Genomic DNA, 25,263 nt, shown 5'->3' with positions numbered 1-25,263 from the left:
GCCCCCACCCGCCGGGGGCCGCGCCGGCCTCAGCGGCCCGGCCTCCCGCCCGCGCCCCCGCGCAGCGCCGCGCGCGCCGGCAGCCCGGTGGAGGCGAGGCCGAGCACCACGACACCGGCCGCGAGGGAGCCGTACAGCAGCGGCGGCACGTACGGTCCCTCGCCGGTGAGACCGCGCGTCATCGGGACCAGCGTCGCCAGCGCGATGCCCGTGCCCAGGGCCAGGCCGCCGAGCGCGACCAGCAGGGCCTCCCAGCGGATCATGCGCAGCACCTGGCGGCGGGTCGTGCCGATCAGCCGCAGCGTGCCCAGCTCGCGGCGCCGGTTCAGGACCGTCATCACCAGCGTGTTGGCGGCGGCGACCGCCGCGAAACCGCCCAGGACGGTGGCCATCACCCGGTTCGCCCAGGCGTTCAGCTCCTGGTCCACGCTCCGCGCGGCCGCCCGCCCGGCGCCGTCGGTCACCGTCCCCAGGGCCTCCAGGCCCTCGCCCGTACCGCCCCGGACCAGCACCTCCGTCGCGTACGGGGAGGTGACCCGGCCCGCCAGGTCCGACGCCGGCAGCGTCACCTCGGCGATCCCGAGCCCCCGCGCGTACGTGGCCACCACCAGCGGCTTCGCCTCGGCGCCGTCCGGCATCCGCAGCGTCATCCGCTCGCCGGCCCGGACGCCGGCCGCGTCCGCGAGCCGCTGGTCGACGGCGACCGTGCCCGCCCGCAGCGCCGCCAGGTCGCCCGTCCGGACACCGAGGTCCTGCACCGGCGACGGATCGCCGGAGACGGCCTGCGCGGACGCCGCGGAGAAGAGCACGCCGGACGGCACGAGGACGGACGTCCGCCCCACCGCCACGGCCGCCGTCACCCCGGGCGCCCCGGCCGCGCGCGCCGCCGCGTCGGCCGGCAGACCGGCCGGGTCCGCCACGACGTGGTCGGCGGTCAGCCCCGCCCGCCGCTGGTGCTCGGCGGCCCGGTCGGTGCTCGTGTGGAGGAACAGCAGGGTCGAGACGAAGGCCGTGGCCAGCACGATCGGGGTGATCGCCGAGGCCAGCCGCCGCGCGTTCGTACGGGAGTTGGCGGCGGCCAGATGACCAGCGGCGCCCGACCGCCGCAGCACCGTCCCGGCCAGCCCCGCGCACACCCGGGCCACCACCGGTCCGAGCAGCGCGACGCCCAGCATGTACAGGAACACCACCCCGAGGGCCGTGTTCGCCGCGTCGTCGCCGGACAGCCCCGCCGACACGCCCGCGAGGACCGTCCCGCCGACCAGCGCGAGGATCCCGAGCGGCGTCCGCACCGGCCCCGCCCCGGCCTGCTCCACCCGCGACTCGGCCAGCGCCCGGCCCGGCTCGATCCGCGAGGGCCGCCGCGCCGCGAGCAGCCCGCCCAGCAGCGCGGTGACGACCACGACGCCCACGGCCACCGCGTACGGGATCACGCCCCGGTCCAGACCGAGGCCCTCCGGCACCGCCCCCTTCGCCTTCAGCTCCCCGAACCACCAGACCGCCAGCGCCGTCCCGGGCAGGCAGCCGAGCACACCGGCGAGCGGGGCCACCAGCAGCGCCTCGGTCGCGATCGACCGCCGGAGCTGCCGGGGCGTCGCCCCGATCGCCCGCAACAGCGCGAACTCACGGCTCCGCTGGCCCACCGACAGGGCGACCGTCCCCGCCGCCGTGAAGACGGCCACCAGCGCCGCGACCCCGCCGAACGACCCCCCGAGGCCCGTCAGCAGCGCACGCGCCGCGGGCAGCGCCGAGCCCTCCGCGAGCGCACGGTCGTCCCCGGTCAGCACCCGTGCCCGGTCGCCGAGCGCCTCCGCCGCGCGGGCGGCGACCGCACCGGCGTCCGCCCCCCGCTCCGGCAGCACCGCGACGGCGTCGACCGTCCCCGGATGCCCCGAGACGGCGAGCGCCCCGGCGTCCGAGAACCACACCCCCGGACCGCGGGCGGTCCCGGACACGGTGAACTCCCGCTCACCGGCGGGCGTCCGCAGCACGACCCGGCCGCCCACCCGCGCGTCCGCGCCCCCGACCACCGCCTCTCCCGCTCCCGGGGCGCGCCCGGAGACGAGTCCGGCCCCGGTGAAGGACGCCGCACCCCAGCCGGAGGCGGTCAGCGGCGCCGACGCCCCCGCCCCCGGCGTGACCACCCGCACCGGGAAGGCGACATCGCCCACCGCCCGGGCCACGCCCGGCACCCGCTCCACCGTCCGCACCAGGGCGGCGTCGAGCCGCGCCCGGTCCGGCACGGCGGCCGACTCCACGGACCGCTCCGCGCCGTGGCGCACGGTCATGTGGACCTCCTGGTCGGCCGCGGCCACCACGGGCGCGCCCGCGTACCGCCCGGCCGGGACGGAGGCGGTCACCCCGGTCTGGAGGAGCAGCCCGCAGCCGGAGACGACGGCCGCCGCGAGGAGCAGCGCGACGAAGGTGCCCACGAAGGACGACGGCTTGAACCGCACGGCCGCGCGGGCGAGTCCGTTGGGGCGGAACGACCGCCGGGCGGGGCCGCCGCCGGAGCGCGTACGGGAGGAGGGGAGAGGGGACGTACGGGGGGACGTGCGAGGAGAGGTACGGGAGGACGGGCGGGAGGACCTGCGAGGAAGCATCAGCGCGTCACCGCCGCGCCGGCCGGTCCGGCCGCTCCGGCGAGGGCCTCGGCCCGCCGTCCGGCGCCCGGGAGGCTCGCCATCCGGGCCGCGATCCGGTCCGGCGTCGTCCGGGCCAGGGTGCCGGCGATCGATCCGTCCGCGAGGAACAGCACCCGGTCCGCCCAGGCCGCCGCGACCGGGTCGTGGGTGACCATGACGACCGTCGCGCCGAGGCCGTCCACGGCGTCGCGGAGCAGCGCCAGCACCTCGGCCGCCGTCGTCGTGTCGAGCGCGCCGGTGGGCTCGTCGGCGAAGACGACGTCGGGCCGGGTGACGAGCGCGCGGGCGAGCGCCACCCGCTGCTGCTGGCCGCCGGACAGCTCCGACGGCCGGCGTCCCGCCATGCCGTCGAGGCCCACCCGGGCCAGCAGCCCGGCCGCCCGCCGCCGGTCGGGGCGCTGCCCGGCCAGCCGCATCGGGAGCAGCACGTTCTCCTCGACGGTGAGCGAGGGCAGCAGGTTGAACGCCTGGAAGACGAAGCCCAGGCGGCTGCGGCGCAGTTCGGTCAGCCGGTTCTCGCCGAGCCCGGTGATCTCCGTGCCGCCGAGACGCACCGACCCGGCGGTCGGCCGGTCGAGCCCCGCCGCGCACTGGAGGAACGTCGACTTGCCCGATCCCGACGGCCCCATCACGGCGGTGAAGCTGCCGTGCGGGAGGGCCAGGTCGACGCCCCGCAGCGCGTGGACGGCGCCGTCGCCCCGCCCGTACTGCCTCCGTACCCCGTCGAGTTCGACGGCGTGCCCGGCCGGGTGCCCGGCCGGGCGTCCGCCGGCCGCGGGCCGCTCCGCCGGGTCTCGTACGGGGTCGCGTCGCGTGCCGCCGCGTCGCAGGCGCATGGTGTCTCCGCTCGTTCGGGGTGTCTTCTCCCGAACGTACGGAAAAGCGCAGGTCAGGAACCATGGCGGCGGCAGGTGGATCATTACGGGGGATTTCCCCACCCCGGTCCCTCCGGCCGGCCGCAGGGACCTGACGGCAGACGGAAACGGGGTGGGGCGGGGCCGGCCGGCCGTGATAGGCACTACCTGCACGGGGGAGGTGCGGACCGGTCACGGAGCGCGGGGACGCGCGGCCGTCCGGCGGAGGGGCGCGGACGTGTGCCGCGGCCGTCGGCCGCCCCCGTCGTACCGGCACCACCGAACGGAACACGGGAGACACCGCATGCGCGTGAAAGCCTTCGACCACCTCGTCCTCAACGTCACCGACGTCGAGCGGGCCCTCGCCTTCTACACCGGCCCGCTGGGCCTCGCGCCGGAGCGGGTCGAGGAGTGGCGGGCCGGCAAGGTGCCGTTCCCGTCCGTCCGGATCGACGAGGGCACCGTCATCGACCTCTTCTCCCGGCCCCGCGGCGAGTCCAACGTCGACCACATCTGCCTCGTCGTCGACCCGCTCGACTGGCAGGAGGTCATAGACTCCGGCGCCTTCGACGTCCTGGAGGGCCCCGTCCCGCGCTGGGGCGCCCGCGGCTCGGCCCAGTCCGTCTACGTGAAGGACCCGGACGGCAACACGGTCGAGCTCCGCTGGTACCCGCAGGACCAGCAGGCGTAGCCACCCCCCCCGCGGCCCGGGTGCCGTCCGCTCCGTACGGGCAGGCTTCCGCCATGACCGACGACACCTGGGCCACCGTCACCCGCCTCCACGACTGGCTCACGGACCATCAGGACCTGCCGCCCGGACAGGAGATCCTGCTCCGTGTCCTCAAACTCTCCGAGGAGGTCGGGGAGGCGGCCCAGGCGGTGATCGGGGCGACCGGGCAGAACCCCCGCAAGGGCACCAGCCACAGCTGGGGCGACGTCGAGGCCGAACTCTGCGACGTCGTCATCACCGCCATGGTCGCCCTGCGCACCCTCACCCCGGACGCGGCCGAGGTCTTCGCCGGCCATCTCCGGCGGGTGGCGGACCGCTCCCTTCCCCCGGCACCGCCCGGCGGGGGAGCCGCGCCGGGCGGGGACGGGCGGGCGCCGGAGATCCCCCGCGACCAGGCCCGATAATGGAGTCGTGATCGACAGACAGCTCCGCGTGGTCCTGGCCGAGGACTCCGTCGTCCTGCGGGACGGCATGGTCGAACTGCTCGGCGCCCGCGGCTGCCGGGTGGTGGCCACCGCCGGGACGGCACCCGAACTGGTCGCCGCGGTCGACGCGCACCGGCCCGACGTGGCCGTGGTGGACATCCGGATGCCGCCGACCCACACCGACGAGGGGATCCGGGCCGCCGTCGAGATCCGGGCGCGGACCCCCCAGGTCGGCATCCTGGTCTTCTCCCAGCACATCGAGACCGTCTGGGCCTCCCGGCTGCTGGCCGGCGGAGCGGCCGGCGTCGGCTATCTGCTGAAGGAACGCGTGGCCCGCACCGACGAGTTCGTGGCGGCGCTGCACCGGATCGCCGACGGCGGCACGGCTCTCGACCCCGAGGTGGTCACCGGGCTGATGCGCGGCGGGCGGCGCGGCCCGGTGGACGCGCTGACGGCGCGCGAGCGCGAGGTGCTGGAGCTGATGGCCCAGGGCCGTTCCAACCGTTCCATCGCCGCGTCGCTGGTGGTGTCGGAGCGGGCGGTGGAGAAGCACGTCGCCGCCGTCTTCGTGAAGTTCGGGCTGCGCGCGACGGACACCGACAACCGGCGCGTGAAGGCCGTCCTGGCGTACCTGGCGGAGAGCGGCGCCGGCTGAGCACCGCCGAGACGCGACGGCCGGGCACCGCGATCGCGGACGCGACGGCCGGGCAGCGCCGTTCGCGGACGCGGCGGCCAGGCAGGGCTCTCAGGGACGGGGGTACCGCTCAGAGGCGCGCCGGCAGTTCGGCGGTGACCGTGGTCGGGCCACCGGGCGGACTGTCCACCGCGAGGACGCCGTCCACCGCCGCCAACCGCTCCGCCAGGCCCGCCAGACCGGTGCCGGCGCCGGGCGCCGCACCCCCACGCCCGTCGTCGCGCACGGTCAGCAGGACCCGCCCCTCCGAGGCGCTCGCCAGGAGCTCGGCCCCGGTCGCGCCGCTGTGCCGGGCGACATTGGTGAGCAGTTCGGCGGCGCAGAAGTAGACGGCCCGCTCGACCGCCGGATCCGGGCGCTCCCGCAGATCCAGCCGGACGGCGACCGGCACCGGCGAGGTGGCGGTGAGGCCAGGCAGCGCCTGGGCGAGGCCGCCGTCGAGGGCCACCGGCCGGATGCCCCGGGTGAGCCGCCGGAGTTCGGCGACGGTGTCGTCGGTCTGGCCGCGGGCCCGTTCCACCAGGGAGCGCGTCCGTGCCAGGTCCGGGCCCGCGGCGGGCGCGAGGGCGTCGTCGGCCAGCGAGAGGGTGATGGCGAGGGCGACCAGCCGGGCCTGGGTCCCGTCGTGCAGGTCCCGCTCCAGCCGGTGGAGCCGGTCGGTGTTCTCCGCGAGCAGGGTGGCGCGGGCCGACTCCAGCCTCCTGACCCGCTGCTGCGCGGGGGCGGGGCCGAGCAGCGCACCGGCGAGCCGCCGGTTCGCGCGGCTCAGCGCCCTGATCGCGCCCGGCAGCGCGGCGAGCAGGAGAAGCCCCAGGGGTACGGAGACGGCGTCCGCCCAGCCGAACGGCCGCGGCTCCGGCTCCAGGAGCCGGGCCCAGAGGGGAAAACCGATCAGCCAGCCGCAGCCGGCCGGGAGCGCCACGGCCACGGCGAACCCCAGGACGCCGAGCGGCAGTCGCAGCACCAGGTAGAGCAGCGTCCGCCAGCCGACCGGGTCGGTCAGCACGGCCCGCCCTCGGGCGATCGGGCCCGTGGCTCGCGGAGGCCGGGACGGTGCCTCGACCCGCTCCCCGAGCAGCCGGCCGACCAGCCACCGGTGCGGCGTGCCGAGACCGCGCGCGCCCCGCAGCGCGGCGACCACGAACGGCAGCCCCAGCACCGTCAGCGAGAGCAGCACGCCCGCGTACAGGACGGCGATCGCGTACACGCCGCAGAGCAGCGCGAACGGCAGTCCGACGACGGCGAAGGCCCACTCGCCGCCCCGCACGGAGTACCGGCTCCGCCGCGCGGCCCTCGTCTCCGCCGCCCCGGTCCTGCCCGTCTCCGCCGCCCCCGCCCTTCCCGTCTCCGCCCTTCCCGCTTCCGCGCCGGGGACGGGCGCGGTGCGGGACCGCGCGCCGTCCGGCCCTGCACGGACCGGGCCGTCCCCGGCCGGGCCCACGCGGCCCGTGCACGCGCGGCCCGTGCCCCCGTCGGATCCGGCGCTCCCGTGTCCGGGTGCCGGGCCGTCCTCCCGTTCAGTCACCGTCCCCTCCCACACGGGCCGCCGCCGGCCCGTGGATCGCCCGCAGCCCGGTGGCCAGGATGACCGGGACGGTCAGCGTGGCGGCGCCCGCCACGATCCAGGCGCAGGTGGCCGCCGGGACGGCCGGGACCGGCGAGCCGGTGACCGCCGTGCTGAACGCGGCGGACGCGGCGCCCGCGACCGTGGCGCCGAGCAGGACGCCGACCACCGTCGTCAGGACGGCTTCCGCGGTCAGCATGCGCAGCAGTTGGGACGAGGTCGCGCCGACCAGCCGCAGCAGGGCGAACTCGCGGCGCCGGCCGGAGGTCACGGCGATCAGGGTGTTGACCGTGGACACGGTGGCGAAGCAGATCAGCAGGGCGAGTTCGCACTGGCGCAGCCAGCCGTCGGTGGCCGAGGTGACGCCGGTCCCGGCCATGCCCGGTGCGTGCGCGGCGGTGCTTGTCATGATCGACATGGTGCCCGACAGGCCCACGAGCAGCGCGACCGGCACCACGGCGGACGACAGCCGTCGCGCGTATCCGCGCAGGTTGGCGTCGGCGAGCCACCCCGCGCGCGGCGCCAGGAGCCGGACCGGCGCTCCCGCACCGGTCGCGAGCAGCCGGGCCGCGAGCGGGCCGAGCAGGGCGACCGCGACCAGCAGCACCAGCGAGCCCAGCAGCGCCGCCTGCCCGGCCTTGTCCGCCTCGTCCACCGGCCGTGTCGCCGCCAGCCGCAGCAGCAGACCGCCGCCCACCAGCGCGCCGGCGCCGGCGAGCAGCCGAAGCGCCCCCGTCCGGCCCTGCTCGGTCGCGCTCGCGGTGAGGGCGGCCGCGGGCGCGATCCGGGAGACGCGCCGGGCGGCGACGGCCGAGGCCGCCAGGCCGACGACGAGGGCGGCGGCCAGGGCCACCAGCATCGGCAGGAGGGTCTCCGGCACCCGCAGACCCGGTGCGGCCATGCCCCGGCGCTGGAGCTCGGCGAGGAAGCGGCGCGCCGCCCACGCGCCGACGGCCCAGCCCGGCGCGGTCATCAGCAGAATCGTCGCCACGACCTGGCCGCGGACCAGCCGCCGTGCCTGGCGGGGCGTGGCCGCGATGGTGCGCAGCAGGGCCAGTTCGCGGTGCTGCTGCCGGAGCGCGAAGCCGAGCGCGTTCACCACGACGAAGAACGCGACCAGGACGGCGATCTCCCCGAACGCACCCGCGATCACCATCGGGCCTGGCCCGGCGACCGTCCCCCGGACATCCGGCCCGGCGGTGAGCTCGGCGGCGAGGAGCAGGCCGAACGTCGTCACGGTGGCGATGGCGAGGAAGAGCGCGACGGCGAGGCCGGCGAAGGCGGCCGGGCGCCGGCGCAGCGGGCCGAGGGCGAGCGTCACCATCCGGCTCACCCGCCCAGCCGGCTCAGCCGCTCGCCCACCTGGGCCGCGGTGGGCCGGTCGAGCTCGTCGACCACCACGCCGTCGGCGAGCAGCAGCACCCGGTCCGCGTACCCGGCGGCGACCGGATCATGGGTCACCATCACACAGGTCTGCCCCTCCCGGTCCACCCCGGTCCGCAGCAGGCCGAGGATCTCGTGCCCGGTCGCCCGGTCGAGCGCGCCGGTCGGCTCGTCGGCGAAGAGCACCCGGGGCCGGGCGACCAGCGCCCGGGCGATGGCCACCCGCTGCTGCTGTCCGCCCGACAGCTGCCCGGGCCGGTGCCGGGCGCGCCCGGCCAGCCCGACCTGGGCGAGCGCGTCCAGCACCCGGCCCCGGTCCGGGCGTTCGCCGGAGAGCCGGCCGGGGAGCTCGACGTTCTGCGCGACGGTCATCGCCGGCATCAGGTTGAATCCCTGGAAGACGAACCCGACCCGGCTGCGCCGCAGCTCCGCCAGCCGCCGCTCGGGCAGCCGCGCGATCTCCGTACCGCCCCACCGGACCGACCCCCGGGTCGGCCGGTCCATCCCCGCGAGGCAGTGCAGCAGGGTGGTCTTGCCGGAGCCCGAGGGCCCCATCACCGCCGTGAACGTGCCGGGCGCGAACGCCACCGACACCCCGTTCAGCGCCCGTACGGCCGCCGCGCCCCGCCCGTACACGCGGTGCAGGTCCTCCGCCCGCGCGGCGGCTTCCGTCCCGATGTCCCTCGCCGTCTCGATCATGCCCTCATCCTCGGCGGACGGGGGAACGACGGTCGATGGTGCCCGCACCCGGACCGGGGGTTCGGGAAACCGAACCCCCGGTCCGGCGGAGGCACACCGGGCGGCCGTACTCCGAGGCCGGGGCGGGACCTCGGGTGATCGGACCCCGGGTCCGGCGGAAGGCGCCGAGGGCAGAGCGGAAGGTGCCGACGGTTGACACCCACCGCCGACGGCGGACGATCATGGTCCATGACCCGCGACTTCTCCACACCGCCCGTCATCGCCCCCGGCGTGCTCGGCGGCTCCCCCCAACCCCTGGTCCCCGCCGCCGGCGGGCTGCTGCTGCGCCCCTGGGAGGACGCCGACGCCCCCGCCTTCCTCTCCGCGTACCAGGACGAGGAGACCCGCCGCTGGCACACCCGCAGGCCCTCCTCCGAGGCGCGGGTCCTGGAGTGGTTCGACGCCTATCGCCAGGACTGGACGGCGGAGCGGGGCGGCCACTGGGCGATCACCCGCGACGGCGCCGAGGTGCTCGGCAGGATCGCGCTGCGCGGCCTGGACTTCGACGACGGCATCGCCTGCGTGGGGTACTGGGTGCTCCCGGCCGCCCGCGGCGCCGGCGTGGCGACGCGCGGCCTCGGGGCGCTCACCGCCTGGGCCCTGGACGAGGCCGGCTTCCACCGCCTGGAGCTGGACCATTCGACCCGCAACCACGCCTCGTGCGGGGTGGCCACCCGGGCCGGCTACCTCCTGGAGGGCACCAGGCGCAGCGCCGCCCTCCACGACGACGGCCGCCACGACATGCACCTGCACGCCCGCACCCGGGACGCCTGAACGGGCGGGGCCACCACGGCCGCCAGCAGGTGCGGGGGAGGTGCTAGGCCCTGTCCGGGGCAGCGCCGAGGCGGTCCCGGAGCGCCGTGCCCGCCGCGTCGAGGCCGGTGATCTCGACGGTCTTGCCGCGCCGGGCGTACGCCGCCTCGACGGCGTCCAGGGCGGCGACGGCCGACGCGTCCGAGACCTGTGCGGCGGACAGGTCGATCACGACCCGGTCCGGGTCCCCGGCGTGGTCGAAGCGGTCGGCGAACGCCTCGGCGGAGGCGAAGAACAGCTCGCCCGAGACCCGGTACACCACGCTCGTCCCGTCCGGGTCGGTGACGGAGGTGACGGTGGTGCGCCGGGCGACCCGCCGGGCGAAGACGACGGTGGCGGTGACCGAGCCGACGACGACGCCGAGGGCGAGGTTGTGGGAGACCAGGACGCAGCCGAGGGTGACCAGCATGACGACGGTCTCCCCGACGGGGGCCTTCCGCAGGGTGCGCGGGGCGACCGACTCCCAGTCGAAGGCGGCGACCGACACGATCACCATGACCGCCACCAGCGCGGCCATCGGGATCCGGGAGACCACCGGCCCGAGCACCACGCACAGCACCATCAGGAACACGCCGGCGAGGAAGGTGGAGACCCGGGTCCGGGCACCCGCGACCTTCACGTTCATCATCGTCTGGCCGATGACGGCGCAGCCGCCCATCCCGCCGAAGAGACCGGTGACGACGTTCGCGACGCCTTGCCCGACCGACTCCCGGGTCTTGCTCGACGGCGTGTCCGTGAGCTCGTCGACGAGCTTCGCGGTGAGCAGCGACTCGACCAGCCCGACGAGGGCGACGGCGAAGGCGTACGGGGCGATCGTCGCCAGCGTGTCCAGGGTGAACGGCACGTCGGGCAGGCCGGGGACGGGCAGCGCCGACGGCAGCGCGCCGCGGTCGCCGACGGTCGGCACGGCGATCCCCGCGGCCACCGTCACCAGGGTCAGGACGGCGATCGTGACGAGCGGGGCCGGGACCAGCGTCGTCACCTTCGGGAAGAGCACCAGCAGGACGATCCCGGCCGCGATCAGCCCGTACACGGCCATCGGCACGTTCCGGGTCTCGGGGAGCTGGGCGAGGAAGACCAGGGCGGCCAGCGAGTTCACCGAGCCGACCAGCACGGGCCGCGGGACGAACCGCATCAGCTTCGCCACCCCCACGATCCCCAGCGCGATCTGGAAGAGGCCGGCGAGGACGACCGTGGCGATCAGGAACTGCACGCCGTGCTCGCGGTTGACCGGGGCGATGACGAGCGCCACGGCACCGGTGGCGGCCGAGACCATCGCCCGCCGTCCGCCGACGATCGCCGTCGTGACCGCCATCGTGAACGAGGCGAAGAGTCCCATCGCCGGATCGACCCCGGCGATCACCGAGAAGGCGATGGCCTCCGGGATCAGCGCCAGGGCGACGACGAGCCCCGCGAGCACCTCCGTGCGCCACACCCGCGGGTCGCGCAGCCAGTCGGGCTTCCGGGAGCGGAACCGGGAGCGGACCGGGGCAGGGGCGGCCATGGGGGCGACGGCGGAAGGCAAGGAAGGAGGACCTGTCGTACGAGGGAGGGCGAGCCCCGGGCGACGGCTCGGCGGCTCGGGCGACCCGGAGACTTTACCTGGCCCGGCGCCCAGGATCCGGCCGCCTGTTCGACCGGATCCGGATCGGGCGGAACCGCCCGGGTGCCGCGCCGGCCGTCAGACCTGCCGTACCGGGTGCTTGCTGAGGATCGACACCCGGTTGAAGGCGTTGATGGTGATGGCCACCCAGATCACGGCGGAGAGCGCGGCGTCGTCCAGGACCTCGCGGGCCTCGGCGTAGGCCCGCTCCTGGGCGTCGGCGTCGGCCGGGTGGGTGGTGGCCTCGGCGAGGGCGAGGGCGGCCCGTTCGCGCGGGGTGAAGACCTGGGTGTCCCGCCAGGCGGCGAGCAGGCCGAGGCGGCGGGGGGTCTCGCCGGCGGTGAGGGCGGCGCGGGTGTGCGTGTCGAGGCAGTAGGCGCAGCCGTTGAGCTGGGAGACGCGCAGGTTCACCAGCTCGACCAGGATCCGGTCGAGCCCGGCCTCGTCGGCGGCGGCCCGGACCGTCTGGGCGGTGCGGACGTACGCCTTGTAGGCGTCCGGCGTCTGCTTGTCGAGGAAGATCCGCTGCCCGGCCGGTGCCGCCACGGCGTCGCTCACTGTCCGCTCCTTCACGGTCGCCCCGCGCCTGCCGCGGGTCGTGCGGACATCATCCCCCGAGTGATGGTTGAAAATCAAACTAAAAGCCTTCCGGGTGGCCGGGAGCCCGCCTCCCGCTGTGGGCGACGGGCTCCCGGCGGTCGGGAAAGGACCCGGGTCACCAGCGGTACCACCGCGAACCCGAGCCTCGGAACAGGAAGCCGAGCACCCAGAGGACCAGCACCACCAGGGCGATCCACCAGAGAGCCTCGACGGCGAAGCCGGTGCCGAAGAGCACCAGGATCAGCAGCAGTACGAGCAGAAGAGGGACCATGACCGAGCCTTTCGGATGACATGAAGCGGATGACATGAAGCGGATGTCGGGGGACGGGGAGGGTGGCCGGGGCCCGGAGGGACCCGGCCGGGCGGGCTCAGCGCGGCGGCGTCGGCCGCTGCCCGGCGGGGGAGTCGGGAGGAGGGGGCGGTACGGGACCCGCCGGTGGCCCGGCAGAGCGTCCGGCGTCGACGGGCCGGAGCCGGCCGCGCCAGGCGCCGGTCGCCGCGTGCCGGTCCTCGACGAAGTCCTTGAAGCGCCGGAGATCGCCCGAGACCCGGCTCGACACGACGCCGAGCGCCGTGGCAGCCTTCACCGCCCGCCCCTCGGGCTCCAGCTCCATCACCAGCCGCACGCGCGTGTGCGTGGCGTCGACGGCCTCGAAGGTGACGACGCCGCGCTGGCGCACCTCGCCGCCCACGGTCCGCCAGGCGATGCGCTCGTCCGGCAGCTGGTCGACGATCTCGGTGTCGAACTCCCGCCGGATCCCGGCGATGCCGGTCCGCCAGTGCAGATGGCGCGCGTCGGTCTGGTCCACCGCCACCACGCCGTGCATGAAGCGCGGGAACTCCTCGAACTGCGTCCACTGGTCGTACACCCGCCGCAGCGGCGCGTCGACCCGGATGGTGTCGTGGACCACCGTCGTCACCTCCTCGCGCGGCCGGACGGATCCGGCCTCACACCCCGCCTCTGCCCCTTGCGGGGCGGGGCACTCGCGGAAGCCCGCTCCACCGCGCCTCGCCTCACGCACCGGGGCGAGGACGCCGTCCCGTTCCCCGGTCACCGCGCGGTACGGCCCCGGTCGCGGCCTTCACCCGGACAGCCGGTCCCGGTCGCGGGGTACGGGTGACCCCGCGAGGCTGTGGCTGTCACGAGAGAGCGGCCCCCGCGCACAGAAGTGCGCGGGGACGGCCGCAGTGTCAGGAAGGTGGCGACCATGGCGGAGACACCCGGCGGTGTGCGACACGCCTCGGCGGAGCACCGCGACGCCCGGGGGGTGCCCGGCTCGTCCCTCTTCGCCGGCATCGCTCTGGAGCTGAGCGGAAGCCTGAGCATCGCCCTGGGCGCTGCCGGCATCGCGAACGACACGATCTTCAGGGCGTCACGCTACGTCTACCAGTTCAACCTGACGGCCTGGGGCTGGATCCACGTCGTGATCGGCGTCGGGCTGATCGCCGCCGGCCTGGGGGTGCTGCTCGGCAAGGGCTGGGCCAGAGGGGCCGGTGTGGCCCTGGGCGCGGTGAGCCTGATCTCGCAGTTCATGTTCATCCCGTACTACCCGATGTGGTCGATCACCGTGATGACGCTCGACATCGTCGCGATCTGGGCCCTCAGCAGGTTCCACGCCGGGTAGACCGCGCGCGGCCCGTCGCACGCGGGCGACGGCCGGCGGCGGGCGTGGGGAAGGCACTTGTCGTCGGCGGGCGCGTCGCGGAGGATCTTCCCCGATGGACCAGGGTGGGGACACGAGGGGAAGGGTCCGAGCGCGATGACGACGCTGATCAAGGGGGGCAACGGCTTCGTGCCCTCGGTGCCGTTGCGGATCGCCGTGCGCGGCCGGGGAACGGACGCCATGGCGCTCCTCCTCACCGAGCGGGGGCTCGTCCGGGGCGACGCCGACGTGGTCTTCCACGGCCGGCACGCGCACCCGGACGGCGCCGTGCGGCTGACCCGCGCCGAGGACGGCGGCGACTGGCTGGAGATCGGGCTGCCGGCCGTCGGGCCCGACGTCGCCCGGATCCTCGTCGTCGGCTCCACGGACCGCGGCGCCCTCCGGGACGTGCCCGGGCTCGGTGTGGAGGCGTTCGCCCCCGACGGCACACCGGTCGCCCGTTACGACGTGACGGACGCGGCGGGGGAGACCGCGATGGTCCTCGCCGAGCTCTACCGGCGGGCCGGCGGCTGGAAGTTCCGGGCCGTCGGCCAGGGCTGGGCCGACGGCCTGGAGGGCCTGGCCACCGACCACGGCGTCCATGTGGCCGGCGCGGAGACGCCCCGGGCCCCCGCGCCGCAGCCGCCGGCACCCGCCGTCGCGCCTCCGGCCCCCGTGCCCGCTTTCGCGCCGCCGCCCGCACCGGCCGCCTCCGGCCCCGGCGTCCCTCCGCCCGCCCCGGTCCCGGGTTTCGCGCCCCCGCCGGCCGCGCCCGCCCAGGTCCCGGGCTTCGCGCCCCCGCCGGCCGCGCCCGCCCCGGCACCGCTCACGCCGGCACCGTTCGCGCCGCCCGCCCCCGTACCCCCGCGGTCCCCGGCGGCTCCCGTCCCGGCCGCCCAGGCCCCGTACGGCGCCCCCGCGCCCGTGCCGCCCGCCCCGGCCGCGCCCGTGACGCCCGCCCAGGACGACGTGTGGGCCTACGGGCCGGTCTTCGCCCCGTACGTCCAGACCGGCCGCGACAACGACGTGATCACCGTCGAGGGGCTGCCGCCCGGCCCCGTCGTCGTCCAGCTGGAGGTCCCGGACGCCGGCTACACGGGCCTGACGGTCCTCGACCGGCGGAACAAGGAGCAGGACGACCTGGTCAGCAGCACCGAGGACCACTACTTCGGCCGGGTCCTCGCCACTGTCCCCGCCCACGGCACCCTGCGGTTCCGCCTGGAGGCCGAGGGCCCGTGGCGGGTGGAGGTCTCGCCGCTCGCCTCGGCCCGGCGGCTGACCGAGCAGGAGGGGGAGTTCCGCGGCCCGGACGTGCTGCTGCACACCGGTGGCGTCGCCGACCTGGCGATCCACTACCGCGGCGACGACAACCTCATCGTGAACGTCTTCGAGCTGGCCGGCCACGACGACCACTCCGCGCTCCCCGACGACGAGAACGTCGTCAACGAGATCGGCAAGCGGCGGGAGACCGTGCCGCTCACCGAGGGCCCGCTCCTCGTCCAGTTCGAGATGGCGGACGGCCCGTGGCGCGCCCGGCTCAAGCGCGTCCAGCCGCGCTCCGGCCCGCTCTTCGCGGGCGGGGCCCCCGCGAACCCCTGGCAGGCCCCCGCCCCGGCCGACCGCGGGAGCTGGTTCCCCCGGGGCCGCTGAGGCCCGCCCGCGGGACGCCCTCAGAAGCTCCGGCCGACCGGTGGCGGCCCGCCGAACACCTCGTCGCGGGCCGCCGCCAGGGCGAGCTCCAGGGCGCCGGCGAGCACCGGGTTCCCGGTCACCGCCGACAGCCGGATCCGGGCCCGCGAGTGGGCCAGGACCCGCAGCTCGCGCTCGACCAGCGCGCGCAGCGGCTCGCCGCCGGCCGCGCACAGCCGGCCCGCGAGGACCACGAGCCCGGGGTCCACGACGGTGACGATCGACGCCAGACCGGCGGCGAGCCGCGCCGCCACCAGCCCCAGCGCGGCCCGCGCCGCCCCGGCCCCGTCACCCGCCGTCCCGGCCTGCGCCGCCCCGGCCCCGCTCGACGCCGGGGGCGCTTCCGCCACCCCGTCCGGCGCCGGGAGCGGCTCCGCCACGCCGTCCGCCGCCGGCCCGTATCCGGCCCGGCGCACCGCCTCCGCCACCGCCTCCGCGAAGTCCGCTCCCGGCACCCCGTGGGCGTGCAGCAGCTCCCGTACGGCGTCCCCGCCCGCCAGCTCCTGGTAGCCGTGGCGGCCGTAGCGGTCACCGGCCTCCCGTGCGGTCGGCGCACCGGGCAGGGGCAGGTAGCCGACCTCGCCCGCGCCGCCGAAGTGGCCCCGGTGCAGGCGCCCGTCGAGGACGAGGGCCGCGCCGAGGCCCTCGTCCGCCCACAGCAGCACGAAGTCCGGGCAGCCGGCCGCCGCGTGCGCCCGCTCGGCGACGGCGGCGAGGTTGACGTCGTTCTCGATCCGGACGGGGAGCCCGAGGGCCTCGCCGAGCGTCCGCTCCACGTCGGGGAAGAGCCAGGCCGCCATGTCCTCCTCGCTGGCGTGGGCGAGTCGGCCGGTCGTCGGGTCGACCGCGCCCTGCACACCGACCACCACCCGCCGCGGCGGCCCCGGCGTCGGGATCCGGCCGAGCGCCGCGCGCAGCGCCGCCACCAGCTCCTCCCGGCCGGCCCCCGCGGGCGCGGGCGCCTCGGCCTCGCCGAGCACCGCGCCGGTGATGTCGGCCGCCCGCACCGCGATCCACTCCGGGGTCACGTCCACGGCCGCCACGTAGGCCGCCGCCGGGTTGACCCGGTACGTCTCCGGGACACGGCCCGGCAGGCCGGTGCGCAGCCCGTTGCCGACCACCAGTCCGGCGTGTTCGAGGCGGGCGAGGACCTGGGAGGCGGTGGGCTTGGACAGCCCGGTCAGCCGGCTGATCTCGGGTCGGGTGAGGGGCCCCTGACGGAGCAGCAGATGCAGGGCGGCGCGGTCGTTGACCGCCCGCACGAGGCCGGGGGTGCCGCGGACGAGCTCGGTCAACTGCCCTCCGCACGCGCATCGGCCTCGGTCCGGTCGCCACCCTACAACGCGCCCCCGGGCCCGGGGACGGGGACGGAGGGACCGCGGGCCGTGGCCCGTTCGGAGGACGCCGGGGCCCGTCGCGTGTCCCCCGGCGGAACGTTCCGTTGAGGAGGTGTGACCTCACCTCGACGCATCTCCTCGGTCCTCGCGGTCGCCGCCGCGTTCTCCTGCCTCGGCGGCGCCGCCACGCAGGCCGTCGCCGCCCCCGCGGGACCGCTCGGACCGCCGATCAGCCCGATCGCCGAACTGGACGCCCTCGCCACCACCGGCATGACGGAGGAGGCCCGCGCCTCCTACCCCGGCGTCGGCGAGCAGCTCGGCGGACTGAGCCGGCTCAGCGAACTCCACCAGCTCCACCAGCTCACCGACCAGGCGGCGCCGGTCGCCGGGCTGCTCCCCGAGATCTCCACCTGACGCACCGCCACCCGCGGGCGCGCCCCGCACGACTCCGGCGCCCGGACGGCCGCAGCACGACCGTCCGGGCGCCGGCTCGTCCCGGCCGGGTGCCGGGCCGGCCGGCGCGTCAGCGCAGGTCGAAGCGGTCCAGCTTCATCACCTTCGACCAGGCCGCGACGAAGTCACGGACGAACTTCGCGCCCGCGTCCTTCGCGGCGTACACCTCGGACAGGGCCCGCAGCTGGGCGTGGGAGCCGAAGACCAGGTCGACGGCGGTGCCCGTCCACTTCAGCTGCCCGGAGGCCCGGTCCCGGCCCTCGTAGACGTTCTCGTCGGTCTCCGAGACCTTCCACTCCGTCCCCATGTCGAGCAGGTTGACGAAGAAGTCGGTGGTCAGGCTGCCCGGACGGTCGGTGAACACGCCGTGCCGCACCCCGCCGTGCCCCGTGTCGAGCGCCCGCATGCCGCCGATCAGCGCGGTCATCTCCGGCGCGGTCAGCGTGAGCATGCTGGCCCGGTCGAGCAGCAGCGTCTCCGGCGACAGCTTCTCGCCCGGCCGCAGGTAGTTGCGGAAGCCGTCGGCGCGCGGTTCGAGCACCGCGAACGCCGCCACGTCCGTCTCCTCCTGCGCGGCGTCCGTCCGCCCTGGGGCGAACGGCACGGTCACCTCGTGGCCCGCGTCCTTCGCGGCCCGCTCGACCGCCGCGCAGCCGCCCAGGACGATGAGGTCGGCCAGCGAGATCCGCGTACCGTCGGTCCGTCCGGCGGCGAACTCCTCCCGGATGGCCTCCAGGGCGCCGATCGCCTCGGCCACCTCCGGCAGGTCGTTGACGTCCCAGTCCTTCTGCGGCGCGAGCCGGATCCGGGCCCCGTTGGCGCCGCCGCGCTTGTCGGTGCCGCGGAAGCTCGCCGCCGACGCCCAGGCGGTGGTGACCAGCTGGGGCACGGTCAGCCCGGAGGAGAGGATCCGCTCCTTGAGGGCGGCGATGTCCTCGTCGGAGACCAGGTCGTGGTCGACCGGCGGCACCGGGTCCTGCCACAGCTGCGGCTCCGGGACCCACGGGCCGAGGTAGCGCGACAGCGGCCCCATGTCACGGTGGAGCAGCTTGTACCAGGCCCTGGCGTACGCATCCGCCAGCAGCTCCGGGTTCTCGTGGTAGCGGCGGGCGATCGGCCCGTACACCGGGTCCATCCGCAGCGACAGGTCGGTCGTCAGCATCATCGGCGCGTGCCGCTTCGACGGGTCGTGCGCGTCCGGGACGGTGTCCTGGGCGGCCGCCTCGACCGGCTTCCACTGCTGGGCGCCCGCGGGGCTGGTCGTGAGCTTCCACTCGTACCGGAAGAGGTTGTCGAGGAAGCCGTTGTCCCAGGTGGTCGGGTTGTTGGTCCAGGCTCCCTCCAGGCCGCTGGTGAGGGCGTCGTCGCCGGCGCCCGTGCCGTACGAGTTCTTCCAGCCGAGCCCCAGCTGCTCGATCGGCGCGGCCTCCGGCTCCGGGCCGATGTACTCGGGGTTCACGGCGCCGTGACACTTGCCGAAGGTGTGGCCGCCGACGATGAGCGCGACCGTCTCCTCGTCGTCCATGGCCATCCGGGCGAAGGTCTCGCGGATGTCGCGGGCGGCGGCCAGCGGGTCCGGGTTCCCGTTCGGGCCCTCCGGGTTGACGTAGATCAGGCCCATCTGTACCGCGCCGAGCGGGCCCTTCAGCTCCCGGTCGCCGCTGTAGCGCTCGTCGCCGAGCCAGGTGTCCTCCGGGCCCCAGAAGATCTCCTCGGGCTCCCAGATGTCCTCGCGGCCGAATCCGAATCCGAAGGTCTTGAACCCCATCGATTCCATCGCGCAGTTACCGGCGAATACCAGGAGATCGGCCCAGGAGATCCGCTGTCCGTACTTCTGCTTGACCGGCCAGAGAAGACGCCGGGCCTTGTCCAGGCTGGCATTGTCGGGCCAGCTGTTCAGCGGAGCGAATCGCTGCGCGCCGCTTCCGCCGCCGCCCCGGCCGTCGGCGATGCGGTAGGTGCCGGCCGCGTGCCAGCTCATCCGGATGAAAAGCGGACCGTAGTGTCCGTAGTCCGCCGGCCACCATTCCTGCGAATCCGTCATCAGGGCGATGACGTCCCGCTTCAGTGCGTCGACGTCGAGGCCCGAGAACTCCTTCGCGTAGTCGAAGTCCTGGTCGAGGGGGTCGGCCTGAGGATCGTTCCGATGGAGTACGGAGAGGTCCAGCTGATTCGGCCACCAGTCCCGATTGGTCCGGGGCCGGGTGTCCTTCGGGCTGGGGGAGGGAATTACCGGGTTCTCGCTCTCGCTGCCGGTCACGTACGGCCTTCTTCCTGTGTGCTCGCTCTTTCCCGCCGCCGGCCGGGATTCTCACGACGGCGCGTCCGTATGGTCGCGCACCGGGATCCTCGCGGCCACGTGAACACGCAGGGCCGGGCCGCGCGGAATACGGCGGAACGGCGGTCCGACGGTTCGGGAGGCGTTCCTGTTGAGCCCCCGGAATCGCCTCCCTACGCTGGAGAAGTCCGCGGTTCGGGAAAGGCGAGCGACGAGGAGGACGCCGATGGCCGTCGTCGCCGTGCACCGGGCCGTCCTCGGCGGCGGGCGCCCGACGCTCCCGTACGCGGAGGCCGGCCGGCCCGGGAGCGGACCGCCGCTCGTCCTGGTCCACGGCTACGCCGACTCCTGGTGGACCTTCGAGCCGATGCTGCGCGCCCTGCCGTCCGCCCTGCACGCCTACGCGCCGACCCAGCGCGGCCACGGCGACGCCGACCGGCCGGAGGACGGCTACCTCCCCGACGACTTCGCCGACGACCTCGTCGCCTTCCTCGACCACCTCGGCATCGAGCGGGCCGTCCTCGTCGGCGGATCGAGCGGCGGGGTCCAGGCCCGGATCGTCGCGGGTCGCCGGCCCGACCGGGTCGCCGGCCTCGTCCTCCTCGGCGTCCCCGCCCTGCTGGCCGACAAGCCCGGTGTCACCGGCCTCTGGGAGACCGTCCAGGCCCTGGGGGACCCGGTGGACCGGGCGTTCGCCGCGGAGTTCACCCGCGGGCTCGCCGCCGGCAGGGTGGCACCCGGCTTCCTGGAGACCGTGGTCGACGAGAGCCTCAAGGCCCCGGCCCGCGTCTGGCGCGAGACCCTGCGCGGACTCCTGGAGACCGATCTGGCGGCCACGCTCACCGGGATCCTCGTCCCGACCCTCGTCGTCTGGGGCGACCGCGACCCGCTGCTCACCCGTTCGGACCAGCAGCTCCTCCTCGACGCGATCCCCGACTCCCGGTTCCTCGTCCACGAGGGCGCCGGCCACGTCGTGTACTGGGAGGACCCCGACCGGGTGGTGCGCGAACTCGCCGCCTTCACCGCCGCGCTGCGCGCCTGAGCCGTGCCCCCGCCCGGCCCGCCCGCCGCGCTCCCGGCCGGAAAACCCGTGGACCTCCCGGTCCGTCCTCCGCCACACTCCGTCACCGAACGTGTCGGAACGACGACGGAAGGTCGTGATGGGAACGTCTGAACAACGCGGCGGCGGACCGGGCAAGGGCTCGATCCGCCTCGCTCTCCGCCACTACGGGGGAGAGCTGGTCCGGCTCCGGCGGGTGGCCGCGCCCGCGCTGCTGATGCCGGCGCTCGGCAACATCTGCATCCAGTACCTCGCCCCCCTCGTGGTCGCCAAGCTCGTCGGCCGGGTCGCCGACGGCGGCTCCACCACCTTCGACCAGGTCCTGCCCTACGCCCTCGGCTTCGCCGCCGTCCTGCTGGTCGGCGAGGCGCTGTGGCGGGTCGGGTTCCACTGCCTCAACCGGCTCGACGCCCGCGGCATCGAGCACCTCTACGTCGTCGGGATGGACGAACTCCTCGCCAAGGACGCGGCGTTCTTCCACGACAACTTCGCGGGCTCGCTCACCAAGCGGGTCATCAGCTTCGCCGCGCGCTTCGAGGACTTCGTCGACACCCTGACCTTCCAGGTCATGGGCAGCCTCGTGCCCCTGCTGTTCGCCTCCGTGGTCCTCTGGCAGTACGACCCGCTGCTCGTCGTCGGCCTCCTCGTGATGATCGCGCTCACCGCCGTGTGCGTGTTCCCGCTCGTCCGCCGCCGCCAGCGCATCGTCGCCGACCGCGAGCAGGCCATCGCCCGCGTGTCGGGGCACGTGGCCGACGTGCTCACCAACATGGACAGCGTCCGCTCCTTCGCCGCCGAGGAGCGGGAGGCGGCCGAACACCGCGCCCGGGTCGGCGAGTCGCGCCGGATCACCCTGCGCTCCTGGGACTACGGCAACCTGCGCATCGACACCCTGGTCGCGCCGCTCTCCGTCCTCACCAACGTGCTCGGGCTGGTGCTCGCCCTGATGCTCGGCGCGGGGGAGCGGGGTGTGGAGGCGATCATCGTGGCGTTCACGTACTACGCCAACGCCACCCGGATCATGTTCGAGTTCAACCAGATCTACCGGCGTCTGGAGAGCTCCATGACGGAGGCCGCCCAGTTCACCGAGCTCCTCCTCGAACCGCCGACCGTCGTGGACCCGCCCGCCCCCGAACCGCTCGCCGGGCCGTCCGGCCACGTCCGGTTCGAGGGGGTGCACTTCGCCCACCGGGGCGCGAAGCCGCTCTTCGAGGGGCTCGACCTGGACGTGCCCGGAGGCACCAAGGTCGGATTCGTCGGCCGCTCCGGCGGCGGCAAGACCACCCTGACCCGGCTGCTGCTGCGGATGACCGACGTCGACGGCGGGCGGATCCTGATCGGCGGTCAGGACATCAGCCGCATGCGCCAGTCCGACCTGCGCGGTCTCATCGCCTCCGTGCCGCAGGATCCGGCGATGTTCCACCGCACCCTCAGGGAGAACATCGCCTTCGCCCGGCCCGGGGCCACCGAGGCCGAGATCCGGCGGGCCGCCGAGGCCGCCCACGTCACCGAGTTCGCCGACGGGCTGCCCGACGGGTTCGACACCCTGGTCGGGGAGCGGGGGGTGAAGCTGTCCGGCGGGCAGCGGCAGCGGGTGGCGCTCGCCCGGGCGATCCTGCGGGACGCGCCGATCCTCCTCCTCGACGAGGCGACCAGCGCCCTCGACTCGGAGAGCGAACTCCTCGTCCAGGACGCGCTGTGGCGGCTCATGGAGGGCAGGACCGCGCTCGTCGTGGCCCACCGGCTCTCCACCGTCGCCGGCATGGACCGGCTCGTCGTCCTCGACCGGGGCCGGATCGTCGAACAGGGCGACCACCACCGGCTGCTGGCGGCGCGGGGCGCGTACGCCAAGCTGTGGCAGCACCAGTCGGGCGGCTTCCTCGACGCCGACGACGACGCGGCCGGGCGGACCGGTCCGGGGGCCACCGTGTCCCGCTGACGGAAGCACCCGGCCGGCACCGCCCCGACCAGCGGGTTCGCCCCGTCCGGCGGTTCCGGGGGCTGCGGGCCGTGCGGGTGCGGACACGGTCCGCGTCTGCCAGCCTGGTGGCAGCGTGCCCGGCACAACGCCTTGACGGAAACCGTCCGTCCCACCGCTTCCGGGCGGTGGGACGGCGTACGACGGAAGGAGGCGGTCATGCTCATCGGCCACGCCTTCGAGGAGGGCGTCCTGCACCTGTCGCTCCCGGGCGACCTCGCTCTCACCAGCCGATCCGCGGCCGACCTGGAGGCCCAGGCATTGGCCCTCGCCCACCGGCCCCGGCACGTCCGGGTCCAGCTCTCCACCGCCGACCCCACCCCCGCCTCGCTGAGCGTGCTCTCGCGCGTGCGCCGCTTCTGCGAGAACGTCCGGATACCCCTCACCGTCGTCGGCCCGGTCAGGGTCGCGGCGGCACCCCTCCAGGAATGACCCGTGCTCCCCCCGGCGGCCCGCCGCCGGGGGGAGCACGGGCGCGACGGCCGGCCCGCGCGGGCCGGCCGTCGGACTTCCCCTCGTACCCGGTGGACTTGCCTCCGTTTACGACGGGCCGCCTCCGGCAAGGCGCCGCGCATGACGGATTTCGGCTACACGATGATGACCGAGCAGGCGGGCCCCCGCGCGCTCGTCGATCACGTGGTCGAGGCCGAACGTGTCGGTTTCGACTTCTCCGTGATCTCCGACCACTCCTTCCCGTGGCTCGACGCCCAGGGCCACGCGCCGTACGCCTGGAGCGTGCTCGGCGCGGCCGCCCAGGCCACCAGCCGCATTCCCCTGATGACCTTCGTGACCTGCCCGACCTTCCGCTACCACCCGGCCGTCGTGGCGCAGAAGGCGGCGACGCTGCAGCTCCTCTCCGAGGGCCGCTTCCGGCTGGGCCTCGGATCCGGCGAGAACCTCAACGAGCACGTCGCCGGCGTCGGCTGGCCCTCCGCCCGCGACCGCCTGGACCGCCTGGAGGAGGCCGTCGGCATCATCCGCGCCCTGTTCACCGGCGCGTACGTCACCCACCACGGGCGCCACTTCGACGTGACCGCGGCCCGCCTCTGGGATCTGCCCGACCGGCCGCCGCCGCTCGGCGTCGCCGCCTCGGGGCCGCGCTCCTGCGCGCTCGCCGGCCGCCTCGCCGACCTCCTCGTCGCCGTCGAGCCGCGGCGGGAGCTCACCGAGGACTTCGCGCGGCACGGCGGCTCCGGCAAGCCCCGGATCGGCCAGCTCGCCCTCTGCTACGACACCGACCGCGACGCGGCGGTGGCCCGCGCCCACGCGCAGTTCCGCTGGTCCCTCGGCGGCTGGGGGGTCAACGCCGAGCTGCCGCTGCCGGCGGGTTTCGCCCAGGCCACCGCGCACCTCGGCCCCGAGGACGTGGCCCGGGCGATCCCCTGCGGCGACGACCCCGGCGCCGTGGTCGAGGCCGCCGCGGCCTACCGGCGGGCGGGCTTCACCGACCTCGCCCTCGTCCAGATCGGGGGTGACCACCAAGGCCCCTTCCTGGAGTGGGCCGGGACCACTCTGCTGCCCGCCCTGCGGGCGGCGTGACGGCGGCGACGGAGGACGCGGTGACGCGCACGGTGGGGGTCGAGGAGGAACTGCTCCTGGTGAGCGAGCGGACGGGGGAGCCGCTGGCGCTCTCCACGGCGGTGCTGGCGGCCGCCGCGGCGGACGGGGACGACGGACGGGACGACGCGGCCCTGGAGAAGGAGCTGCACCAGGAGATGGTCGAGTTCGCCACCCGGCCGCGGCGCACCATGGACGGTGTGCGCGCGGAGGTCGTCCGGCGGCGCGCCGACGTCGCCCGGCACGCGCGCGGGGCCGGTGCCCTGGTCGCCGCCCTGGCGACCTCGCCGGTGCCGGTCCAGCCCTCCCTGAACCTCGGCCGCCGCTACCGGTGGATGGCGGAGCAGTTCGCGCTGACCACCCAGGAGCAGCTCACCTGCGGCTGTCACGTCCACGTGGCCGTCTCCTCCGACGAGGAGGGCGTCGGCGTGCTCGACCGGATCCGCGGCTGGCTCGCCCCGCTCAACGCGATCAGCGCCAACTCCCCCTTCTGGCAGGGCCGCGACAGCGGCTACGGCAGCTATCGCAGCCGGGTGTGGAACCGCTGGCCGTCCGCCGGACCGTACGACCCCTTCGGCGGCGCCGACGGCTACCACGCGCGCGTGCGGGAGATGATCGCCACGGGCGTCCTGCGCGACCCGGGGATGGTCTACTTCGACGCCCGGCTCTCGCACTCCAACCCGACCGTGGAGATCCGCGTCGCCGACGTCTGCCTCGCGGCGGACACCACCGTGGTCGTGGCCGCGCTCGTCCGCGGCCTGGTGGAGACCGCCGCCCGCGACTGGCGGGACGGCGCCCCGGTGCCGGACCTCCCGTGCGCCGTGCTCCGGCTCGCCTCCTGGCGGGCCGCCCGCTCCGGGCTCGCCGGACCGCTCCTCGACCCCCGCACCCTGCGGGCGGCCCCCGCCGAGGTGGTCCTCGGCGCCCTCGTCGAGCACACCGAGGCGGCGCTGCGGGACGCCGGGGACCTCGGTCTGGTCCGCCGCGGCCTGACCCGCCTGCTCGCCGAGGGTGGCGGCGCCGAGCGCCAGCGGGCCCTGTACGAGGAGCGGCGGGACCTGGGCGCCGTCGTCCGGGCCTGCGCCCGGATCACGGCCGGAGCCGGCTGACCGCACGGACGCCCGTGCCCGGGCGCGGGGCGGTGTCTGCGCCCGATGCGATTGATGTGACGTTATGGGCCTTTTGCCCCTATAAGGGAGTATCTCTTCGCTGGGACCCT

23 protein-coding genes are annotated in these 25,263 nt (G+C 75.7%); 12 read left to right on the top strand and 11 right to left on the bottom strand.

All coding sequences use genetic code 11. From position 1 onward, the window contains the following. Positions 1-29: 29 nt before the first annotated feature. Both ACFVU3_RS31625 and ACFVU3_RS31620 read right to left on the bottom strand, forming a co-directional pair. Positions 30-2,603 (bottom strand): FtsX-like permease family protein, encoded by a 2,574-nt coding sequence (locus ACFVU3_RS31625; protein WP_390071622.1) that lies wholly within the window; start codon positions 2,601-2,603, stop codon positions 30-32. Then, complete coding sequence (locus ACFVU3_RS31620; RefSeq protein ID WP_390071620.1) at positions 2,603-3,481, bottom strand: ABC transporter ATP-binding protein; 879 nt, start codon at positions 3,479-3,481, stop codon at positions 2,603-2,605. The genes ACFVU3_RS31625 and ACFVU3_RS31620 overlap by 1 nt, the downstream gene beginning before the upstream one ends. Before the next feature lie 322 nt (positions 3,482-3,803). Between ACFVU3_RS31620 and ACFVU3_RS31615 the strand changes: the two genes are divergently transcribed. From ACFVU3_RS31615 to ACFVU3_RS31605, 3 genes are read left to right on the top strand one after another with little or no spacing between them, the layout of a single operon-like run. Continuing rightward, complete coding sequence (locus ACFVU3_RS31615; RefSeq protein WP_390071618.1) at positions 3,804-4,190, top strand: VOC family protein; 387 nt, start codon at positions 3,804-3,806, stop codon at positions 4,188-4,190. A gap of 53 nt (positions 4,191-4,243) precedes the next feature. Continuing rightward, entirely contained in the window at positions 4,244-4,633 is a 390-nt protein-coding gene (locus ACFVU3_RS31610; protein ID WP_390071616.1) for a MazG-like family protein, read from the top strand. A 7-nt stretch (positions 4,634-4,640) separates the two neighbouring features. After that, complete coding sequence (locus tag ACFVU3_RS31605; RefSeq protein ID WP_390071615.1) at positions 4,641-5,309, top strand: response regulator; 669 nt, start codon at positions 4,641-4,643, stop codon at positions 5,307-5,309. Positions 5,310-5,418: 109 nt separating this feature from the next. Here the strand turns inward: ACFVU3_RS31605 and ACFVU3_RS31600 are convergent, their stop codons facing one another. The 3 genes from ACFVU3_RS31600 to ACFVU3_RS31590 form a co-directional block, all read right to left on the bottom strand. Beyond that, positions 5,419-6,615, bottom strand: a complete 1,197-nt coding sequence (locus tag ACFVU3_RS31600; RefSeq protein ID WP_390071613.1) for a sensor histidine kinase — start codon at positions 6,613-6,615, stop codon at positions 5,419-5,421. Positions 6,616-6,865: 250 nt separating this feature from the next. Continuing rightward, positions 6,866-8,236 (bottom strand): FtsX-like permease family protein, encoded by a 1,371-nt coding sequence (locus ACFVU3_RS31595; protein WP_390071611.1) that lies wholly within the window; start codon positions 8,234-8,236, stop codon positions 6,866-6,868. Positions 8,237-8,241: 5 nt separating this feature from the next. Next, positions 8,242-8,994, bottom strand: a complete 753-nt coding sequence (locus tag ACFVU3_RS31590; RefSeq protein WP_390071610.1) for an ABC transporter ATP-binding protein — start codon at positions 8,992-8,994, stop codon at positions 8,242-8,244. A 228-nt stretch (positions 8,995-9,222) separates the two neighbouring features. Between ACFVU3_RS31590 and ACFVU3_RS31585 the strand changes: the two genes are divergently transcribed. Beyond that, complete coding sequence (locus ACFVU3_RS31585; RefSeq protein ID WP_390071608.1) at positions 9,223-9,807, top strand: GNAT family N-acetyltransferase; 585 nt, start codon at positions 9,223-9,225, stop codon at positions 9,805-9,807. A 43-nt stretch (positions 9,808-9,850) separates the two neighbouring features. On the opposite strand, the gene ACFVU3_RS31580 is transcribed toward ACFVU3_RS31585, so the two are convergent. The 4 genes from ACFVU3_RS31580 to ACFVU3_RS31565 all read right to left on the bottom strand — a co-directional run bounded on the left by ACFVU3_RS31580 (position 9,851) and on the right by ACFVU3_RS31565 (position 12,960). Beyond that, entirely contained in the window at positions 9,851-11,350 is a 1,500-nt protein-coding gene (locus ACFVU3_RS31580) for a SulP family inorganic anion transporter (protein ID WP_390071606.1), read from the bottom strand. Positions 11,351-11,527: 177 nt separating this feature from the next. Further along, the gene (locus ACFVU3_RS31575; RefSeq protein WP_390071605.1) at positions 11,528-12,007 is read right to left on the bottom strand and encodes a carboxymuconolactone decarboxylase family protein; all 480 of its coding nucleotides are present in this window, start codon (positions 12,005-12,007) and stop codon (positions 11,528-11,530) included. Positions 12,008-12,164: 157 nt separating this feature from the next. After that, complete coding sequence (locus ACFVU3_RS31570) at positions 12,165-12,320, bottom strand: hydrophobic protein (protein ID WP_390071604.1); 156 nt, start codon at positions 12,318-12,320, stop codon at positions 12,165-12,167. A 97-nt stretch (positions 12,321-12,417) separates the two neighbouring features. After that, positions 12,418-12,960, bottom strand: coding sequence for an SRPBCC family protein (locus tag ACFVU3_RS31565; protein ID WP_390071602.1), 543 nt, complete (start codon positions 12,958-12,960; stop codon positions 12,418-12,420). A 297-nt stretch (positions 12,961-13,257) separates the two neighbouring features. Here ACFVU3_RS31565 and ACFVU3_RS31560 point away from each other — a divergent pair, with 297 nt between their 5' ends. Beyond that, complete coding sequence (locus ACFVU3_RS31560; protein ID WP_390071600.1) at positions 13,258-13,674, top strand: hypothetical protein; 417 nt, start codon at positions 13,258-13,260, stop codon at positions 13,672-13,674. Positions 13,675-13,809: 135 nt separating this feature from the next. Further along, positions 13,810-15,342: a TerD family protein gene (locus tag ACFVU3_RS31555; protein WP_390071598.1), complete on the top strand. Its 1,533-nt coding sequence runs from the start codon at positions 13,810-13,812 to the stop codon at positions 15,340-15,342. 20 nt (positions 15,343-15,362) lie between these two features. Here the strand turns inward: ACFVU3_RS31555 and ACFVU3_RS31550 are convergent, their stop codons facing one another. After that, positions 15,363-16,676, bottom strand: coding sequence for an ROK family transcriptional regulator (locus ACFVU3_RS31550; protein ID WP_390071596.1), 1,314 nt, complete (start codon positions 16,674-16,676; stop codon positions 15,363-15,365). 156 nt (positions 16,677-16,832) lie between these two features. On the opposite strand from ACFVU3_RS31550, the gene ACFVU3_RS31545 reads away from it, so the two are divergent. Then, positions 16,833-17,132, top strand: coding sequence for a hypothetical protein (locus ACFVU3_RS31545; protein WP_390071594.1), 300 nt, complete (start codon positions 16,833-16,835; stop codon positions 17,130-17,132). A gap of 109 nt (positions 17,133-17,241) precedes the next feature. Here the strand turns inward: ACFVU3_RS31545 and katG are convergent, their stop codons facing one another. After that, positions 17,242-19,431, bottom strand: coding sequence for a catalase/peroxidase HPI (gene katG, locus ACFVU3_RS31540; RefSeq protein WP_390071592.1), 2,190 nt, complete (start codon positions 19,429-19,431; stop codon positions 17,242-17,244). 244 nt (positions 19,432-19,675) lie between these two features. Here katG and ACFVU3_RS31535 point away from each other — a divergent pair, with 244 nt between their 5' ends. From ACFVU3_RS31535 to ACFVU3_RS31515, 5 genes are all read left to right on the top strand, one after another. Beyond that, the gene (locus ACFVU3_RS31535) at positions 19,676-20,491 is read left to right on the top strand and encodes an alpha/beta fold hydrolase (RefSeq protein ID WP_390071590.1); all 816 of its coding nucleotides are present in this window, start codon (positions 19,676-19,678) and stop codon (positions 20,489-20,491) included. Positions 20,492-20,609: 118 nt separating this feature from the next. Next, positions 20,610-22,448 carry an ABC transporter ATP-binding protein gene (locus tag ACFVU3_RS31530; RefSeq protein WP_390071588.1) on the top strand — a complete coding sequence of 613 codons (1,839 nt, stop codon included), beginning with the start codon at positions 20,610-20,612 and terminating at the stop codon, positions 22,446-22,448. 198 nt (positions 22,449-22,646) lie between these two features. Then, positions 22,647-22,919 (top strand): hypothetical protein, encoded by a 273-nt coding sequence (locus ACFVU3_RS31525; protein WP_390071587.1) that lies wholly within the window; start codon positions 22,647-22,649, stop codon positions 22,917-22,919. Between the two features lie 141 nt (positions 22,920-23,060). Beyond that, complete coding sequence (locus tag ACFVU3_RS31520; RefSeq protein ID WP_390071585.1) at positions 23,061-24,026, top strand: TIGR03557 family F420-dependent LLM class oxidoreductase; 966 nt, start codon at positions 23,061-23,063, stop codon at positions 24,024-24,026. 20 nt (positions 24,027-24,046) lie between these two features. Next, positions 24,047-25,153, top strand: coding sequence for a glutamate--cysteine ligase (locus ACFVU3_RS31515; protein ID WP_390071583.1), 1,107 nt, complete (start codon positions 24,047-24,049; stop codon positions 25,151-25,153). Positions 25,154-25,263: the final 110 nt, after the last annotated feature.

Source organism: Streptomyces sp. NPDC058052 (assembly GCF_042885515.1).
Lineage (GTDB): Bacteria > Actinomycetota > Actinomycetes > Streptomycetales > Streptomycetaceae > Streptomyces.
This window is presented reverse-complemented; position numbering and strand designations above follow the sequence as displayed.

What these genes read in the sequence shown, in the direction of transcription:
- ACFVU3_RS31530 (WP_390071588.1), top strand. Translation starts at nt 20,610, where the DNA reads ATGGGAACGTCTGAACAACGCGGCGGCGGACCGGGCAAGGGCTCGATC.
- ACFVU3_RS31615 (WP_390071618.1), top strand. Translation starts at nt 3,804, where the DNA reads ATGCGCGTGAAAGCCTTCGACCACCTCGTCCTCAACGTCACCGACGTC.
- ACFVU3_RS31555 (WP_390071598.1), top strand. Translation starts at nt 13,810, where the DNA reads ATGACGACGCTGATCAAGGGGGGCAACGGCTTCGTGCCCTCGGTGCCG.
- ACFVU3_RS31620 (WP_390071620.1), bottom strand. Translation starts at nt 3,481, where the DNA reads ATGCGCCTGCGACGCGGCGGCACGCGACGCGACCCCGTACGAGACCCG.
- ACFVU3_RS31570 (WP_390071604.1), bottom strand. Translation starts at nt 12,320, where the DNA reads ATGGTCCCTCTTCTGCTCGTACTGCTGCTGATCCTGGTGCTCTTCGGC.
- ACFVU3_RS31520 (WP_390071585.1), top strand. Translation starts at nt 23,061, where the DNA reads ATGACGGATTTCGGCTACACGATGATGACCGAGCAGGCGGGCCCCCGC.
- ACFVU3_RS31580 (WP_390071606.1), bottom strand. Translation starts at nt 11,350, where the DNA reads ATGGCCGCCCCTGCCCCGGTCCGCTCCCGGTTCCGCTCCCGGAAGCCC.
- ACFVU3_RS31585 (WP_390071608.1), top strand. Translation starts at nt 9,223, where the DNA reads ATGACCCGCGACTTCTCCACACCGCCCGTCATCGCCCCCGGCGTGCTC.
- ACFVU3_RS31560 (WP_390071600.1), top strand. Translation starts at nt 13,258, where the DNA reads ATGGCGGAGACACCCGGCGGTGTGCGACACGCCTCGGCGGAGCACCGC.
- ACFVU3_RS31595 (WP_390071611.1), bottom strand. Translation starts at nt 8,236, where the DNA reads ATGGTGACGCTCGCCCTCGGCCCGCTGCGCCGGCGCCCGGCCGCCTTC.
- ACFVU3_RS31535 (WP_390071590.1), top strand. Translation starts at nt 19,676, where the DNA reads ATGGCCGTCGTCGCCGTGCACCGGGCCGTCCTCGGCGGCGGGCGCCCG.
- ACFVU3_RS31610 (WP_390071616.1), top strand. Translation starts at nt 4,244, where the DNA reads ATGACCGACGACACCTGGGCCACCGTCACCCGCCTCCACGACTGGCTC.
- ACFVU3_RS31625 (WP_390071622.1), bottom strand. Translation starts at nt 2,603, where the DNA reads ATGCTTCCTCGCAGGTCCTCCCGCCCGTCCTCCCGTACCTCTCCTCGC.
- ACFVU3_RS31525 (WP_390071587.1), top strand. Translation starts at nt 22,647, where the DNA reads ATGCTCATCGGCCACGCCTTCGAGGAGGGCGTCCTGCACCTGTCGCTC.
- ACFVU3_RS31590 (WP_390071610.1), bottom strand. Translation starts at nt 8,994, where the DNA reads ATGATCGAGACGGCGAGGGACATCGGGACGGAAGCCGCCGCGCGGGCG.